The 15,104-nt window shown below is 76.3% G+C and carries 13 protein-coding genes; 8 read left to right on the top strand and 5 right to left on the bottom strand.

Annotation, left to right across the window (positions count from 1 at the left end; translation table 11 throughout):
• Positions 1-111: 111 nt before the first annotated feature.
• Both WDV06_RS32305 and WDV06_RS32300 read right to left on the bottom strand, forming a co-directional pair.
• Positions 112-1,899 (bottom strand): glycoside hydrolase family 15 protein, encoded by a 1,788-nt coding sequence (locus WDV06_RS32305; protein WP_395513373.1) that lies wholly within the window; start codon positions 1,897-1,899, stop codon positions 112-114.
• Positions 1,900-1,996: 97 nt separating this feature from the next.
• On the bottom strand, positions 1,997-2,557 hold the full coding sequence (locus WDV06_RS32300; protein ID WP_395513372.1) for a DoxX family protein: 561 nt from the start codon (positions 2,555-2,557) through the stop codon (positions 1,997-1,999).
• Between the two features lie 123 nt (positions 2,558-2,680).
• Here WDV06_RS32300 and WDV06_RS32295 point away from each other — a divergent pair, with 123 nt between their 5' ends.
• The 4 genes from WDV06_RS32295 to WDV06_RS32280 all read left to right on the top strand — a co-directional run bounded on the left by WDV06_RS32295 (position 2,681) and on the right by WDV06_RS32280 (position 5,307).
• Complete coding sequence (locus tag WDV06_RS32295) at positions 2,681-3,145, top strand: MarR family winged helix-turn-helix transcriptional regulator (protein ID WP_395513371.1); 465 nt, start codon at positions 2,681-2,683, stop codon at positions 3,143-3,145.
• Positions 3,146-3,254: 109 nt separating this feature from the next.
• Positions 3,255-4,262: a dihydroxyacetone kinase subunit DhaK gene (gene dhaK, locus WDV06_RS32290; RefSeq protein ID WP_395513370.1), complete on the top strand. Its 1,008-nt coding sequence runs from the start codon at positions 3,255-3,257 to the stop codon at positions 4,260-4,262.
• Between the two features lie 38 nt (positions 4,263-4,300).
• The gene (dhaL, locus tag WDV06_RS32285; RefSeq protein ID WP_395513369.1) at positions 4,301-4,912 is read left to right on the top strand and encodes a dihydroxyacetone kinase subunit DhaL; all 612 of its coding nucleotides are present in this window, start codon (positions 4,301-4,303) and stop codon (positions 4,910-4,912) included.
• Positions 4,909-5,307, top strand: a complete 399-nt coding sequence (locus WDV06_RS32280) for a PTS-dependent dihydroxyacetone kinase phosphotransferase subunit DhaM (RefSeq protein WP_395513368.1) — start codon at positions 4,909-4,911, stop codon at positions 5,305-5,307. The genes dhaL and WDV06_RS32280 overlap by 4 nt, the downstream gene beginning before the upstream one ends.
• A gap of 99 nt (positions 5,308-5,406) precedes the next feature.
• Here WDV06_RS32280 and WDV06_RS32275 read toward each other — a convergent pair whose 3' ends face one another.
• Positions 5,407-5,820, bottom strand: coding sequence for an RNA-binding S4 domain-containing protein (locus WDV06_RS32275; protein ID WP_395513367.1), 414 nt, complete (start codon positions 5,818-5,820; stop codon positions 5,407-5,409).
• 134 nt (positions 5,821-5,954) lie between these two features.
• Here WDV06_RS32275 and WDV06_RS32270 point away from each other — a divergent pair, with 134 nt between their 5' ends.
• The 3 genes from WDV06_RS32270 (at position 5,955) to WDV06_RS32260 (ending at position 9,393) form a co-directional block, all read left to right on the top strand.
• The gene (locus WDV06_RS32270; RefSeq protein WP_395513366.1) at positions 5,955-6,350 is read left to right on the top strand and encodes a TOBE domain-containing protein; all 396 of its coding nucleotides are present in this window, start codon (positions 5,955-5,957) and stop codon (positions 6,348-6,350) included.
• 160 nt (positions 6,351-6,510) lie between these two features.
• Positions 6,511-7,326, top strand: coding sequence for a molybdate ABC transporter substrate-binding protein (modA, locus tag WDV06_RS32265; RefSeq protein WP_395513365.1), 816 nt, complete (start codon positions 6,511-6,513; stop codon positions 7,324-7,326).
• Positions 7,327-7,455: 129 nt separating this feature from the next.
• Positions 7,456-9,393 (top strand): ABC transporter permease, encoded by a 1,938-nt coding sequence (locus WDV06_RS32260; protein WP_395513364.1) that lies wholly within the window; start codon positions 7,456-7,458, stop codon positions 9,391-9,393.
• Between the two features lie 15 nt (positions 9,394-9,408).
• On the opposite strand, the gene WDV06_RS32255 is transcribed toward WDV06_RS32260, so the two are convergent.
• A complete protein-coding gene (locus WDV06_RS32255; RefSeq protein ID WP_395513363.1) occupies positions 9,409-12,096 on the bottom strand; it encodes a phosphodiester glycosidase family protein in 2,688 nt (895 codons plus the stop codon).
• A gap of 246 nt (positions 12,097-12,342) precedes the next feature.
• Entirely contained in the window at positions 12,343-14,403 is a 2,061-nt protein-coding gene (locus WDV06_RS32250; protein WP_395513362.1) for a SpoIIE family protein phosphatase, read from the bottom strand.
• Between the two features lie 159 nt (positions 14,404-14,562).
• Here WDV06_RS32250 and WDV06_RS32245 point away from each other — a divergent pair, with 159 nt between their 5' ends.
• Positions 14,563-15,009 carry a hypothetical protein gene (locus tag WDV06_RS32245; RefSeq protein ID WP_395513361.1) on the top strand — a complete coding sequence of 149 codons (447 nt, stop codon included), beginning with the start codon at positions 14,563-14,565 and terminating at the stop codon, positions 15,007-15,009.
• The last annotated feature ends 95 nt before the right edge of the window (positions 15,010-15,104 follow it).

Below are 15,104 nucleotides of genomic sequence, written 5' to 3'. Positions count from 1 at the left end.
CCTCCCCGCGCCCCCCCCCCGGCCGGCGCCCCCCCCGCCCCCCCGGGGGCCCCCGGGGGGGGGGGGGGGGGCGGGGCGGGCCGCCCCCCCCCCCCCCCCCGTCCGCGTGGTTCAGGGGCCGTCGGCGCCCAGGGTGAGGGCGGTGTTCACCAGGCCGATGTGGCTGAAGGCCTGGGGGAAGTTGCCGAGCTGGCGCCCGCTCGTGGGGTCGTACTCCTCGGCGAGCAGGCCCACGTCGTTGCGGACGGCCAGCAGGCGTTCGAAGAGCTCGCGGGCCTCCTTGGGCCGGCCGGTCATGTGCAGGGCGTCCGCGAGCCAGAAGGAGCAGGCCAGGAAGGCCCCTTCGTCACCGGGCAGCCCGTCGACGGAGGGGCCTTCGGTGCTGTAGCGGCGGACCAGTCCGCTGCTGCCCAGCTCGGCCCGTACCGCGTCGACGGTGCCGATGACACGCGGGTCGTCCGGCGGGAGGAAGCCGACGCGGGGGATGAGCAGGGTCGCCGCGTCCAGTTCGCGCGAGCCGTAGTACTGGGTGAAGGTGCCACGGTCGGGGTCGTAGGCGTGCTCGCAGACGTCGCGGTGCACCTCCTCGCGCATGGCCCGGAAGCGTTCCACGTCACCGGGCATCTGGGGGGCGGCCTCCAGGGTCCTCACGGCCCGGTCGGCGGCCACCCAGGCCATCACCTTGGAATGGGTGAAGTGGCGGCGCGGGCCCCGTACCTCCCACAGGCCCTCGTCGGGGCGGCGCCAGTTGTCCTCCAGGAAGTCGAGCAGGGCGAGCTGGATCTTCCAGGCGTGCCGCTCCGAGGCCAGTCCGGTGGACCGGGCCAGGTAGAGGGAGTCGAGGACCTCGCCGTAGACGTCCAGTTGGAGCTGGTCGACGGCGGCGTTGCCCACGCGGACGGGTGCGGAGCCGGCGTACCCGTGCAGCCAGGGCAGTTCCATCTCGGGGATGCGGCGCTCGCCGCCGATCCCGTACATGATCTGGAGGTCGGCCGGGTCGCCGGCGACGGCGCGCAGCAGCCAGCGGCGCCAGGCCCGCGCCTCGTCGCGGAAGCCGGTGCTCAGGAGCACGCCGAGGGTCAGGGTGGCGTCGCGCAGCCAGCAGTAGCGGTAGTCCCAGTTGCGGACGCCGCCGAGTTCCTCGGGCAGGGAGGTGGTGGCCGCGGCGGCGATGCCGCCGGTGGGGGCGTAGGTCAGGGCCTTGAGGGTGATCAGGGAGCGGGTGACGGCCTCCGCGTAGGGGCCCTGGTAGCGGCACTGGGCGGACCAGTCCCGCCAGTCGGCGAGGCTCTGCTCCAGGGCCTCGTACGGGTCGACGCGGTCGGGGCGCGGCTCGTGCGAGGGGTGCCAGGTCAGGACGAAGGCGACCTTCTCGCCGGGGCCGACGGTGAACTCGGATCGGGTGCTGTTGTCCTCGCCCCAGGTGCGGACGGGGGGCTCGCTGCGGAACCAGACCGAGTCCGGTCCGGCGACGGCGACCCGGTCGCTGCCGCTGCGCCGGACCCAGGGGACGACGTGGCCGTAGTCGAAGCGCAGGCGCAGGGTGCTGTGGACGGTCACCCGGCCGGAGACGCCCTCGATGATGCGCATGACGTCGGGGGCGATGTCGCGCTGCGGCATGAAGTCGGTGACCTTGACGGTGCCCTCGTCGGTCTCCCAGAGGGACTCCAGGACCAGTGAGCCGTCGGCGTACGCCCTGCGGGTGCACCGCTCGCCCTCGGCGGCGCCGGCCGGGGCGATCCTCCAGTGGCCGTTCTCCTCGTCGCCGAGGAGGGCGGCGAAGCAGGCGCCGGAGTCGAAGCGGGGCAGGCACAGCCAGTCGATGGACCCGTCGCGGGCGACCAGTGCGCTGGTCATGAGGTCGCCGATGAGTGCGTAGTCTTCGATGGGGTGTGTCATTCCTCCGCTGTTCCCCCGATCTCCCCGGGCCAATCAGCCGGCCGGGACGGGGACGGCGCGGGCCGTCCCCGCCGCCGGGACGGGGACGGCCGGGCGGTCAGCCCCGGACGAGGAGGGTGACTGCGGCGAGCACCAGGCCGAGGACGAGGGCCGCCGCGCCGAGCGAGGGGCGCGGGGTGCGCAGCACGGGGAGCGGCAGGACGCGGTCGAGGGCGTGGCGGCCGGGGCCGGTGAGGGTGAGGGCGGCCGCGGCGGCCGCGAGGAGGAGTTCGTACTCCATGCCCTTGGGGGCGAAGAAGGCACCCGCGCCGTGGACGGCGAGGGCGTTGATCATCGTGCCGGTGACGGCGGCCCCGGCGAGCGGGGTGAGCAGGCCGGCGGCGAGCCCGAGGCCGCCGAGGGTCTCGGTCAGGCCGGCGAGGGCGGCCATGGTGTCGCCCGCCGGGTAGCCGACGGAGGTGAAGAACCGGCCGCTGCCGCTGATCCCGCCGCCGCCGAACCAGCCGAAGAGCTTCTGGGTGCCGTGGGCGGCCACGGTCAGGCCGAGGACGAGGCGCAGGAGCAGCAGGCCGGCGTCGCGGCCGGCGGCGGTGGGGGTGGCGGAGGCGGCCGGTGCCGTGGCCGTAGCCTTCGTCGCGGTGGCGGAGGCGCTGGTCATGGGTGTTTCCTTCCGGTCGGGGCGGCCCGAGGAGTGGTTCGGCGAGCAGGTTGTTCAAATTCGAACCGCCAACACGAGACTAGCCACTGATTCAAATTCGAACAACTCGTGTACCCTGGCGGCATGGATGGAACGAGATGGCTCGACGAGCGCGAGATGCGGGCCTGGAGGGGCTTCCTGGCCGCTTCCGCCCTGGTGAACCGGCATCTCGACCAGCAGCTCAAGGACGACTCCGGACTCTCCCATCCCCAGTACGAGATCCTCGTGCGGCTCGCCGCCGCGCCCGGCGGCGAGCTGCGCATGACCGAACTGGCCAACGGGCTGGTCAACTCCAAGAGCGGGCTGACCTACCAGGTCACCCAGATGGAGAAGGCCGGGCTGGTCCGGCGCCGCAGCTGCCCCTCCGATGTGCGCGGGGTCTTCGCCGTCCTCACCGACGCCGGCCGGGCCCGGCTGGAGGCGGCGGCGCCCGGCCATGTGACGGCCGTCCGCCGGGCCCTCGTCGACGTGCTCACCCCCGAGCAGCTCGACGCGCTGGCCGACGGCCTCGGCGAGGTCAGCCGCCGACTGCGGGAGCAGGACGGCTGACCTGCCTGCTTCTTGGCCGTTCCTCCCCTGATCCGGCGCCCGGCCGTGGTTGACTGCGAAGCCCCGGCCGCCAACGGGGCCGGACGGCCGCGCCACCTGGGAGGCAGTTTTGAGGATGCTCATCAACTCCGCGGACACCGTCGTCGCCGACGCCCTGCACGGGATGGCCGCCGCCCACCCCGAGCTCGACGTGGACGTGGAGCAGCGGGTGGTGGTGCGGCGGGACGCGAAGTCCGGCGGCCGGGTCGGCCTGGTCTCCGGCGGCGGCTCCGGCCACGAACCGCTGCACGGCGGCTTCGTCGGCTACGGGATGCTCTCGGCCGCCTGCCCCGGGGAGGTGTTCACCAGTCCCGTGCCGAACCAGATGCTGCGGGCGGCGACCAGCGTGGACTCCGGGCAGGGCGTCCTGTTCGTCGTGAAGAACTACACCGGGGACGTCCTCAACTTCCAGATGGCGGCCGAACTCGCCGAGGAGGACGGGCTGCGGGTGGAGCGCGTCCTCGTCAACGACGACGTCGCCGTCACCGACAGCCTGTACACGGCAGGGCGGCGCGGAACGGGCGCCACCCTGTTCGTCGAGAAGATCGCCGGGGCGGCCGCCGAGGAGGGGGCGCCGCTGGAGCGGGTCGCGGCCCTCGCCCGCCGGGTGAACGAGAGCTCGCGCAGCTTCGGCGTCGCCCTCAGCGCCTGCACCACCCCCGCGAAGGGCAGCCCGACCTTCGAACTCCCCGCCGGCGAACTGGAGCTGGGCATCGGCATCCACGGCGAGCCGGGCCGGGAGCGACGGGCCATGATGACCTCGCGGGAGATCGCGGACGTGGCGGTGGGCGCCGTACTGGACGGCCTCGCGGAGACCGGAGGCCCGGCGGACGGCCCCGTCCTGGCCCTGGTCAACGGAATGGGGGCGACCCCGCTGCTGGAGCTGTACGGGTTCCACGCGGAGGTGGCCCGGGTACTGGAGGCGCGCGGGGTCCCGGTGGCCCGCGCGCTGGTCGGAAACTACGTCACCTCCCTGGACATGGCGGGCTGTTCGGTGACCCTGTGCCGGGCCGACGAGGAGCTGCTGCGGCTCTGGGACGCCCCGGTGCAGACCCCGGCGCTGCGCTGGGGCCGCTGAGGAACCGGGAGGCGAGACAATGGGACGAGAGGATTCCGGTGCGTGACGCAGACTTCTTCCGACGCTGGCTGGAGGCCGCCGCCACGGCGGTGGAACGGGAGGCGGACCGGCTGACCGAGCTCGACTCCCCCATCGGCGACGCCGACCACGGCACCAACCTCCTGCGCGGTTTCACGGCCGTGCGGGCCGCACTCGCCGGGGCGGACCCCTCGACGGCGCCCGGAGCCCTCCTCCAGCTCGCGGGCCGCACGCTGATCTCGACGGTCGGCGGCGCGTCCGGCCCCCTGTACGGCACGCTGCTGCGCAGCACGGGCAAGGAGCTCGGAGAGGACCCTGAGGTCTCCGACGCCGCGCTGCACCGGGCGCTGGAGGCGGGCGTGGACGCGGTGGCCCGGCTGGGCGGGGCGGCCCCGGGCGACAAGACGATGCTGGACGCGCTGGTCCCGGGGGTGGCGGCGCTGGGCACGTCCTACGCCGCGGCCGGGGCCGCGGCGGAGGCGGGCGCCCTGGCGACGGTGCCGATACTGGCCCGCAAGGGCCGGGCCAGCTACCTCGGCGAGCGCAGCATCGGCCACCAGGACCCGGGCGCCACCTCCTCGGCGCTCCTCCTGGCCGCTCTGGCGCGGACGGCGGACGGGAGCGGCGCATGACCCCGGTCGGCATCGTCCTGGTGTCGCACAGCGCCCAGGTCGCGGAATCGGTCGCGGAGCTGGCCCGGGGCCTGGCGGCGGGCGGAGCGGTGGCACCGGTGGCCGCGGCGGGCGGCGGCCCGGACGGCGGCCTCGGCACGAGCGCGGAACTGGTCCTGGCGGCGGCCGCCTCGGTGGACCGGGGAGCCGGCGTCGCCCTGCTGGCGGACCTGGGCAGCTCGGTCCTGACGGTGAAGGCCCTCCTGGAGGACGGCGAACTCCCCCCGGACTCCCGCCTCCTGGACGCCCCGTTCCTGGAGGGCGCGGTGGCGGCGGTGGTCGCGGCGTCGGCGGGCGCCTCGGTGGAGGCCGTCGCGGCGGCGGCCTCGGAGGCCTACGGCTACCGCAAGACCTGACGCGATCAGCCGGGCCGGGCGCCCCCGCATGCGGCCGGGGCGCCGGGTCGGGGGCGCGGGGCGGGGCGCGGCCGCACCTCCGCCCCGTCCTCCGACCGGCTACCGTCCCCGAAGACTGTCGAACTCCCGGCGCTCCCGCTTGGTGGGCCGCCCGGCCCCCCGGTCCCGCAGGCCCACGGCGGCCGCCTCCACGCGCGTCGGCACCGGCGGGCTGTTGTCGATGAAGCACTCCGCCGCCACCGGCGGCCCCACCCGTTTCGTCACGGGCCGGCGCACCACCACGACACGCTCCCGCCCCGCGTGGAACAGCCGCACCTCGTCCCCGGCCTTCACCTGCTGCGCCGGCTTGGCGCGCTCGCCGTTGACCTTGACGTGTCCCGCCCGGCAGGCGGTCGCCGCGACCGACCGCGTCTTGGTCAGCCGGACCGACCAGATCCAGGCGTCCACCCGCGCCGTCCCCGCCTCCACCGGACCAGGGCCGACCGCTCCGTCCGTGCTCTTCGTATCAGCCATGCGCCGAGCCTATCGATCCCCCGGCCGGTCAGCGGACCGCTTTTTGGGCGATACCACAAGACCCATGGCATCTGCGATAGAGAACGAGCCAAACGAATTGCACATGCGGTCTACCTGCGCCTACCTTGTCGCACATGCAGTCCTACACCATCGGACAGGCGGCGCGTCTCCTGGGCGTCAGCCCGGACACCGCCCGCCGCTGGGCCGACGCCGGCCGGGTCGCGACCCATCGCGATGAGGCGGGGCGCCGCCTGATCAACGGCCGTGACCTCGCGGCCTTCTCCGTCGAGGTGGGGCAGGGCGCCCACACCGAGGACGGGGAGCCCTACACCTCGGCGCGCAACGCCTTCCCCGGAATCGTCACCGCCGTCACGCTCGGCGACGTGGCCGCCCAGGTCGAGATCCAGGCCGGCCCCCACCGCCTGGTCTCCCTGCTGACCCGCGAGGCCGTCGAGGAACTGGGACTGGAAATCGGCATGCAGGCCACCGCCCGCGTGAAGTCGACCAGCGTGCACATCGACCGCGCCTGATCCCGTCCCGGCCCGGCACACCGCCCGTCCCCGCTCGCCCCGCGCACCGTACGTCGCGCACCCACCGCCCGTCCCCACCCGCTCCGCCCGTCACGGCGCGGGTCACACCGAGCGGCCCGGCACCCGGCCGGCCGCCGACCCGACCGAGGAGCACCCTTCCGTGCACGCCATCCCGACCGGCCGCCGCGCGGCCGCCGCCGTACTGACCGCCGCCCTGCTCGTCCCGCTGTCCGCCTGCGGCGGCAACGACAAGAAGGACGACGCGGCCGCCGGCCCGTCCGCCTCGGCCGCCGCCTCCGCCGGCACCAAGGCCGCCGACCTCACCGTGCTGGCCGCCTCCTCCCTCACCGACGTCTTCAAGACGGCCGGGCAGGCCTACGAGAAGTCCCACCCGGGCACCAAGGTGACCTTCTCCTTCGCCGGCTCGCAGGAGCTCGCCGCCCAGGTCAAGCAGGGCTCCCCGGCCGACGCGCTGGTCACCGCCGACACCAAGACGATGGACGGCCTCAGGGCCGACACCGGCGAGGCCACGGTCATCGCGAAGAACCGCCTGGTCATCGCCGCCGGCAAGGGCAACCCCTTCAAGATCGACGAGCTCAGGGACCTCGCCGACTCCAAGATCAAGGTCGTCCTCGCGGCGCCCGAGGTCCCGGTCGGCCGCTACAGCAAGCAGATCCTCGACGCCCAGAAGATCGAGGTGAAGCCGGTCTCCCAGGAGCCCAACGTCCGCGCCGTCCTGAGCAAGGTCGAGCTGGGCGAGGCCGACGCCGGCCTCGTCTACAAGACGGACTCCGCCAAGTCCGGCGACAAGGTCGTCGCCGTCGACATCCCCGACGACCAGAACGCCGTCGCCTCCTACCCGGCCGCCACGCTGAAGCAGTCCAAGAACGCCGAGGCGGCCGCCGCGTTCGTGGCCTGGCTGAGCACGCCGGAGGCGCAGAAGATCCTCCAGGACGCCGGTTTCCAGAAGCCGTGACACCCCACCCAGGAGGGGGCTGCCCGGTCCGGGGGGACGGGCAGCCCCCTCCTGCACGACCTCTGCCCCGGGCGTCCCCGCCCCCGGGCTCCCCTCCAGCCCTCCGCAGCAGCTCCGACCAGGAATCCCATGAGCAGACTCCGCATCCGCACCCGGCCGCCCCTGGCGCTGGCGCTCCCCGCGCTGCTCGCCGTGGCGTTCCTGCTGCTGCCGCTGATCGGCATCCTCGTCCGCACCAGCTGGGGCGAGCTCACCGACCACCTCACCAGCCCCGGCGTCGTCGAGGCCCTGAGGCTCTCGCTGGTGGTCTCCGCCTGGGCGCTCGGCCTCTCCCTCCTGCTCGGGGTGCCGCTCGCCTGGCTGCTGGCCCGGGTCGAGTTCAGGGGCAAGGCGTTCGTCCGCTCGCTGGTGCTCCTGCCGATGGTGCTGCCGCCCACCGTCGGCGGTGTCGCACTGCTGCTGGGCTTCGGCCGGCGCGGGCTGCTCGGACCCTGGCTGGAGGACACCTTCGGCGTCACCCTGCCCTTCCACACCTCCGGCGCCGTCGTCGCCGCCACGTTCGTCGCCATGCCCTTCCTGGTGATCAGCCTGGAGGGGGCCCTCGGCGGGCTCAGGCCCCGCTACGAGGAGACCGCCGCCTCCCTCGGCGCCGCGCCGGTCCGGGTGTTCTTCACGGTGACCCTGCCCATGGTCACCCCCGGCCTGATCGCGGGCGCGGCCCTGACCTGGGCCCGGGCGCTGGGCGAGTTCGGCGCGACCATCACCTTCGCCGGGAACCTGCCCGGCACCACCCAGACCCTCCCCCTCCAGGTCTACCTGCTGCTCCAGGACAAGCCCGAGGCGGCCACCTCGGTGTCGCTGCTGCTGCTCGCCATCGCCATGGGCGTCCTGATCGCCCTGCGCGGCCGCTGGACGGGCACCCCGGCCGCCCGCACCTCAGGGGGGACCGCCCCCGCGGGCCCCGAGGAGCCCGCGGCGGCGCCGGACGGAGGCCCGGGCGGGAACCTCGGGCCCGCCGCCCCCGACGGCGGCCGCTGGCCCCTGCACGCCGAGGTCACCGGCTTCAACCGGCTCACCCTCGACGCCGAACCCGGCACCACCATCGCCGTGGTGGGCGAGAACGGCGCCGGGAAGACCACCCTGCTGCGCGCCCTGCTGGGCCTGACCCCGCGCGCCCGCGCCGAACTGCGGCTCGGCGACACGGACGTCACGGCCCTGCCCCCGCACCGCCGCCAGGTGGCCTGGGTCCCGCAGGACGGGGCGCTGTTCCCGCACCTGAGCGCCCTCGCCAACACCGCGTACGGGCTGCGTGCCCGCGGGGTGCCGCGCGGCGAGGCCCGCCGCGAGGCGCAGGCCTGGCTGGACCGCCTCGGCGTGGGCCACCTCGCCCAGCGCAGGCCGTCGCAGTTGTCCGGCGGGCAGGCGCAGCGCGTGGCCCTGGCCCGGGCGCTGGCCGCCCGCCCCCGGCTGCTGCTGCTCGACGAGCCCCTCGCCGCCCTCGACCAGACCACCCGGGCCCACGTGCGGCACACCCTGCGGACCCACCTGGCGGGCTTCGGCGGGGTGTGTCTGATCGTCACGCACGACCCCGTGGAGGCGGTGTCCCTGGCCGACCGGGTCCTCGTCCTGGCCGACGGGCGCACCCTCCAGGACGCCCCGCCCGCCGAGGTCACCCGGCATCCCCGCTCACCGTGGGTGGCCCGGATGCTGGGCCGCAACGCCTGGGCGGGCACCGCCTCCGCCGACGGGCTGGCCCTGGCGGGCGGCGGACGGCTGGTGGTGGCCGAAGCGCTGCCGGAGGGGGCGCAGGCCCTGGCGATCATCGCCCCGGAGGCGGTGTCCGTGCACCGGGACCGGCCCGGCGGCAGCCCCCGCAACGTCTGGCCCGGCACCGTGCGCGAGGTCACCGCGGTCGGCAGCCGGCTGCGGGTCCTGGTCGGCTCGGCGGAGGCCCCCGACCTGGTCGCGGAGATCACCCCGGAGGCGGCCGCCGAGCTGGGCGTGGCCGACGGCGCCGCGGTCTGGACGAGCGTGAAGGCCACCGAGGTCACCCTCGTGCGCCTCTAGGCCGCCTCTTCCGGATCATGCGGGCGGGGCCACCGACAGCCAGTCGCGGCCCGGCGCCGGGGAGGTGTCGACCCCGAAGAGGGTCCGGCCGGTGCGGGGCGCGGCGACGGTCGGCACGCCGTCGTCGCGTCCGGCGGTGAAGCGGGGCGCGCCGGGGGTGACGACCGCCGCCCCCTTCCCGGTCGTACGGCGGAACTCGGCGAGGCGCCGCGCCAGGAGGGCGGCCTCCTTGCGGTCCAGGGCCTCCGGCGCGTACGGCAGGACGACGGCCAGCGCGGCCGTCCCCGGCTCGCGGGCGGCGGTGTCCAGGGCCTGGCGCAGGGTCCGCATGCGGGCCAGTCCGGCGCCCCGGTCGAGGGTGCGGCGGCCGGTGTCGAGCGGCACGAAGCGCACCCCGCGGTGCAGGAAGGTCGTCCGCTCGGCCCCCGTCAGCACCAGGTCGGCGTCCCCGCCGGGGGCCCCGCCCACGGCGAACCGCCAGGCCCGGGCGGCGACGTGGGCGGCGGTGGCCACCACCGGGTCCGGCCGGGCGGCGGCGGGGGCGGCGGGCCCGGTGGGCGCCGTCGTGGCGGTCAGGGTGTCCAGGAGCAGCCGGCCGGGACGGGCGCCCGGAGCCGCCGAGAGGCGGGTGACGCGCAGGGGCTGCTCGGCGGTGGCCGGGACCGGCAGCCTGACCTCCCGCCAGCCGGTCCAGTCGGCGGCGGGGCCGCGCAGGGTCACCGGTACCCCGTCGGCCCCCGCCAGTTCCACCGCGGGCCGGGCCCCCGAGCCGTCCCCGCCGACCCACAGGGACAGGGCGCGGGTCAGCTCCGGTACGGGAAGCGTCCGGGGCGGGGCCGCCGCCGCTCCGGCGCGCGCTTCCAGGGCGAGTCCCGGGCCGGGGTGGCCCTCGGCGGGGGCGGCGCCGGGCCCGGTCCAGGCGGCGGCGTCCTCGAAGCCGGCCAGGGGCGCGGTCACCGCGCCGACGCCGAGCGCCAGTTCGGCGGTGGCGCCGGTGGCCCTGACGGTGGCGGAGAGCCGGCCGGCGGCCTGGGGGACGAGGGCCGTGACGGTGAAGCCGCCCCGGCCGTCCTCGGCGACCCGCCAGCGGGTGCGGTCGTAGTCCAGGGTCAGGTCCCGGGGCTCGACGGGGGCGGCGGCCCCCTGGGCGTCGTAGCCGGTCAGGACGAAACCGGCGCTCTCCCCGCGCCGTTCGAGCCCGATCCTGGCGGGCACGGCCCGCACCCCGGCGAGCGGGCCGAGCACGTCGAGCCGCAGCGCCCCCTCGGGCCCCCCGGGCGCCTCGCGCACGGCATCCGCAGCGGCCCCGGCCCGCGGCTGCGGCGCGGCCGAGACCCGGACCACGGCGGGGCCCGGACGGCCCGCACGGTAGACGCCGTCCGGACCGATCCGGCCCCGGTCGGCGGTCCAGCGCGGGGTCGCGGCGGCCGGAGCGAGAGAGGCGTCGTACGCGGTGGCGCCGAGGGTGCGGGTCAGGCCGGGGAAGAGCCGGGTGGCTCCGCCGAGGGGCTCGACGCGGAAGCCGGCCGGCGGACCGGTGCCGGCCGGGGCCGTGAGGACGAGGCCGTTGGGCACGGGGCGCTGGTGCCCGTCGGACGGGGAGTTCTCCAGGGTGAGGGCGTCCGCCCCGGGGTGGGCGGCGAGCAGGGTGGTGGATCCGCCGCCGTCGAGGTTGAGGGCCTGGTAGGCGCCGAGCCGGTGCATCAGCGCGCCGAGTCCGGTGAGGGTCAGTCCGCCGCTGTCGCGCTGGCGCCCGTCGACGGCGACCAGGCTCAGCCGCCGGCCGTCGCGCGAGAGCCCGACGGCGGTGCGCGGGGCGGCGGCGTCGTTTGCCTCGCCGTCGTGGTTCAGCGGCCTCCCGTCGGCGACCAGGGTGCCGCGCCCCCCGAGCGCCGTCACCGGGGCCGTCCCCGACGCGGGCAGCGGCCGGGCGGTGACGGCCACCGCGTCCCCCGGGCGCAGGGCGGCGAGGGCGGCCGCCTGGGCGGTGCCGCGGGCGGTCAGCAGGGTGGTGCCGGGGGCGGGCCGCCCCACGGGGGCGGGGCCGGTGGAGGCCACCTTGCCGTCGCGGAGCGCCACGGCCGGCCCGGGCCCCAGGGCCGGGAGGCGTGTGCCGCCCCAGTCGGCGGTGTAGGCGGCGAACCCCTCCGCCGGCGGCTTGGCAGCGTTGTACCCGGCCAGCGGGTACGCCCGCCCGCCGGGCAGGGTCACCGTCCCGTCGAGGCCGAGGCGCAGGAGGCGGCCGGCCCCGTCCGGGCCGAAGCCGACGGCCGCGCCCCCGCCGGGCCCGGGCGAGGCGGAGTGCAGGAGCCGGCCGGAGCCGACGCCGGGGCCGAGGGGGGCTCCGGTGCCGCGGATGTCGAAGAAGTCGCCGTTGACGGCGGCGACCACGCGCCGCCCGGGTCCGGGCCGGTACCGGGCGACGGCCTCGGCGAGGGTGGCCGGGCCGGTGCCGCCGCCGGTCCCGAGGTACTCGGCCCGTACGCCGCCGCGCGGGTCGAGGTCGGCGACCAGCTCGTCGATGCGCAGCCAGCGGTCGCCCTCCAGCCGGTCACAGGACTCCAGGCGGATCCCGGGGGCGAGCTGACGGGTGGTCCGGGCCGTCTCGATGCCGTCACCGGGGCCCGCCGGGGCGGCGTACGCGGGCGCGGGGCCCAGGAGGGCGGCGCTCAGCAGGACGGGCAGCAGCGGGCGGAGGCTCATCACCCCGGCAGGATCGCCATACTGTACGACCATCAGAACCGGGGCGCACCGCGTGGACCGGCAGGTTCAGCCGTTCGCACCCGTCGTACCGCCGCGCGGACGGCGGAGCCGGGTCCGACACGGGTTCACCCCCGCTGCCCGGGCCGGTTCTCTGCCGACCCGTTGCGCGTCCGTCCCTCCGCACGGACGTTCGCCGCTTCCTTGCGGATGTCGACCCTGCTCGTCACGGCGCCCGCCGACGGGGCCTCATCCCCGGGCGGGGACCGCGAACTCGCACCACACGCACTTGCCGCTCCCCCGCGGCTCCACGCCCCAGCCGTCCGCGAGCCGTTCGACGAGCATCAGGCCCCGCCCCGACACCGCCCAGTCGTCCGCCTCGCGGCGGCGCGGCAGGGCGCTGCTGGAGTCCTCGACCTCGATGCGGATCCGGCCGTCCGCGGTCAGCCGCATCCCGACCCGCCCGCCGCCCTCGGTGTGCACCAGCGCGTTGGTCATCAGTTCGTCGGCGGCCAGCTCGATCTCGTCGGCCCGCTCCCGGGCGCCCCAGGCCGCTGCCGCCGCACGGATCAGGTGCCGGGCCACCGCGGGGCCGTCCGGGTCACCGGGTTCCAGGTGCCGGCTGAGCGGCCCGCCGCCGCGCGGGGCGGGGGTGCCGCGGCGGCGCAGCACGAGCAGGGCCATGTCGTCCCCGCCGCCCGCGTCGCCGACGAGGTCGCACAGCACGTCGGCGAGTTCCTCGACGTCGACCGGGCCCCGGCAGGCCGCGTCCATGAACTCCCGCATCCCGGTCTCCAGGTCGCCGCCGGGCCGTTCGATCAGGCCGTCGGTGAAGAGCAGCAGGGTGTCCCCGGGGTGGAGCTCCAGGCTGGTGACGGGGTAGCCGCAGCCGGTGTCCGGGGGCTCGCGCGGGGGCAGTCCGAGCGGGAGCCCGCCCGCCACCTGGACCCGGTGGCAGCTGCCGTCCCCGCGCCGGACCACCGGGTCGAGGTGGCCGGCCCGGACCAGGCTCAGCATCCCGGTGTTCAGGTCCGCCTCGGCGTAGGTGCAGGTGGCGAAGCGCTCGGAGGCGAGGTCGCGCAGGAAGGCGGAGGCTCGGGCCATGGCCGCACCCGGGGTGTGGCCCTCCAGGACGTAGGCGCGGAGCACGATGCGCAGCTGGCCCATGACGGCCGCCGCGTCCGTGTCGTGGCCCTCGACGTCGCCGATCATGACCCCGACGCGGCCCTCGCCGAGCGGGATGACGTCGTACCAGTCGCCGCCGATGTCCTGTCCGATCCGGGCCGCCCGGTACCGTACGGCGATCCGCGCGCCCGCGACCTCGGGGATGCTGCGGGGCAGCATGGCCCGCTGGAGGCCCTCGGCGAGGTCGTGTTCCTGTTCGAAGAGGATCGCCCGCTGGAGGCTCTGCGCGATGCCGCTGCCGAGCGCCACCAGCAGGTTGCGCTCCTCGGCGGTGAAGTCGCCGTCGCGGGTGTAGAGCAGTCCGAGCGCGCCGATGGGGCGGCCCTGGGCGATGAGCGGGAGGTAGACGCCGCTGCGGACGGACAGCGGCTCGATGTACGGCCACAGCTCGGGGTAGCGGCGGCGGAACTCCTCCCGCGAGGAGAGGTAGACGGCCTGGAGGGTGCGCACGGCCTCGCTCATCGGCAGCCGGGCGTCGATGCGGGTGTACTCGATCTCGGGCACGTACGCGCCGAGCTGCCCCTCCGCGACGAGGTGGATCCGGCCGCCGTCGACGACGCCGAGCATGACGCTGACCGCGCCGAGGTGGCCGAGGCCCTCGGGGTCCTTGAGGATGTCGGTGACGTCGTTGACGGTACGGGCGTGCGCGAGGATGGCGGCGGTCCGCTCGACGACCCCGGTCATCCGGCGCCGGCCCTCGTCGCGCTCCCCCGCCGCACCGGGTTCGCCGGGGTCGTGGGCGGCGTCGCGGAGGATGCCGATGATCCTGTACGGGCGGCCGGACGGGTCGCGCAGGACGTGGCCCTGGAGGTGGGCCCAGGCGGTGCCGCCGTCCTGGCGGAGGGTGCGGAAGTAGGCCCCGTAGTGGCTGCGGCCGTCGCGCAGCGCCTGCTGGACGCGGTGTTCCAGGCGGGCCCGGTCGTCCGGGACGACCCGGGCGCGCAGCCCGTCGGGGGTGCCGTCGAACTGGTCCGGGCGCAGGTCGAGGACCTCGATGGCGGTGGCGTCCAGGTGCATGCGGCCGCTGTCGAGGTCCCAGTCGAAGGTGCCCATGCGGTTGAGCGCCAGGCTCAGGTCGGGCCGCGCGGGCCAGTCGACCGCCGGGGTGCGTCCCCGCTGGTCCATGCAGCCAGGGTCTCACTCTTCGCGGTCCCCGGCAGCGCGTCGGCCCGCACCCCCGGGGTGTTGCGTGCCGGGTCCCGGGCGGCGGACGCCGCGATTTGCCGGGGTCCGCGCCCGGGCAGACGATCGGAGCGTGCGCTCTGTCTGCGAAGGGAATCCCCCATGACGCGGCTGACCTGGAGGTATCGGGCCCCGGTCGGGGCGGTGCTGGCGTGCGGACTGGCGGTGGGGCTCGCGACGCCCTCCTCGGCGGCGTCACGGCTGCTGAGCCTGAAGCTGGACGCCCCGTACGTGACGGTGTCGTTCCTCGACACCGAGGCCCATGACAAGAGCAACGTGCTCGTCCTGCGGCCCGAGGGCGGCGGGGAGACGGTGCGGGTGATCCTCGCCGACGAGATCCCGGGCGTGGGCACGACCGTCGTCAAGCGGCTGGACGCGGGCATCCGCCCGGGCACCCGCTACTGCGGGGCGGTCGAGGTCGCCCTGCCGGCCGCGCAGGAGCCGACCGCGCCGCCGTCGGAGCTCCCGACCGCGCTGCCCGAACCCGACGACGTCGGCACGATCTACGAGACCGGCTCGGTGTGCGCCGGCCCGCCCGGCTCCCCGTAGGTCGGCGGTTACGCCGCGGCCCCCGGTCCCCCCCCCCGGCGGCGGCGGGGGCGGCCGGGGGGGGCGCGGGGGGGGGGGGGGGGGGGGGGGGGGGG

This window comes from Streptomyces racemochromogenes, assembly GCF_044129415.1.
GTDB lineage: Bacteria > Actinomycetota > Actinomycetes > Streptomycetales > Streptomycetaceae > Streptomyces > Streptomyces racemochromogenes_A.
The sequence above is the reverse complement of the archived record's forward strand: the minus strand, read 5'-3'. Positions and strand labels throughout refer to the sequence as shown.

Coding starts and splice junctions, on each gene's coding strand:
- WDV06_RS32305 (WP_395513373.1), bottom strand. CDS start 1,899: ATGACACACCCCATCGAAGACTACGCACTCATCGGCGACCTCATGACC.
- WDV06_RS32300 (WP_395513372.1), bottom strand. CDS start 2,557: ATGACCAGCGCCTCCGCCACCGCGACGAAGGCTACGGCCACGGCACCG.
- WDV06_RS32295 (WP_395513371.1), top strand. CDS start 2,681: ATGGATGGAACGAGATGGCTCGACGAGCGCGAGATGCGGGCCTGGAGG.
- WDV06_RS32280 (WP_395513368.1), top strand. CDS start 4,909: ATGACCCCGGTCGGCATCGTCCTGGTGTCGCACAGCGCCCAGGTCGCG.
- WDV06_RS32275 (WP_395513367.1), bottom strand. CDS start 5,820: ATGGCTGATACGAAGAGCACGGACGGAGCGGTCGGCCCTGGTCCGGTG.
- WDV06_RS32270 (WP_395513366.1), top strand. CDS start 5,955: ATGCAGTCCTACACCATCGGACAGGCGGCGCGTCTCCTGGGCGTCAGC.
- WDV06_RS32260 (WP_395513364.1), top strand. CDS start 7,456: ATGAGCAGACTCCGCATCCGCACCCGGCCGCCCCTGGCGCTGGCGCTC.
- WDV06_RS32255 (WP_395513363.1), bottom strand. CDS start 12,096: ATGAGCCTCCGCCCGCTGCTGCCCGTCCTGCTGAGCGCCGCCCTCCTG.
- WDV06_RS32250 (WP_395513362.1), bottom strand. CDS start 14,403: ATGGACCAGCGGGGACGCACCCCGGCGGTCGACTGGCCCGCGCGGCCC.
- WDV06_RS32245 (WP_395513361.1), top strand. CDS start 14,563: ATGACGCGGCTGACCTGGAGGTATCGGGCCCCGGTCGGGGCGGTGCTG.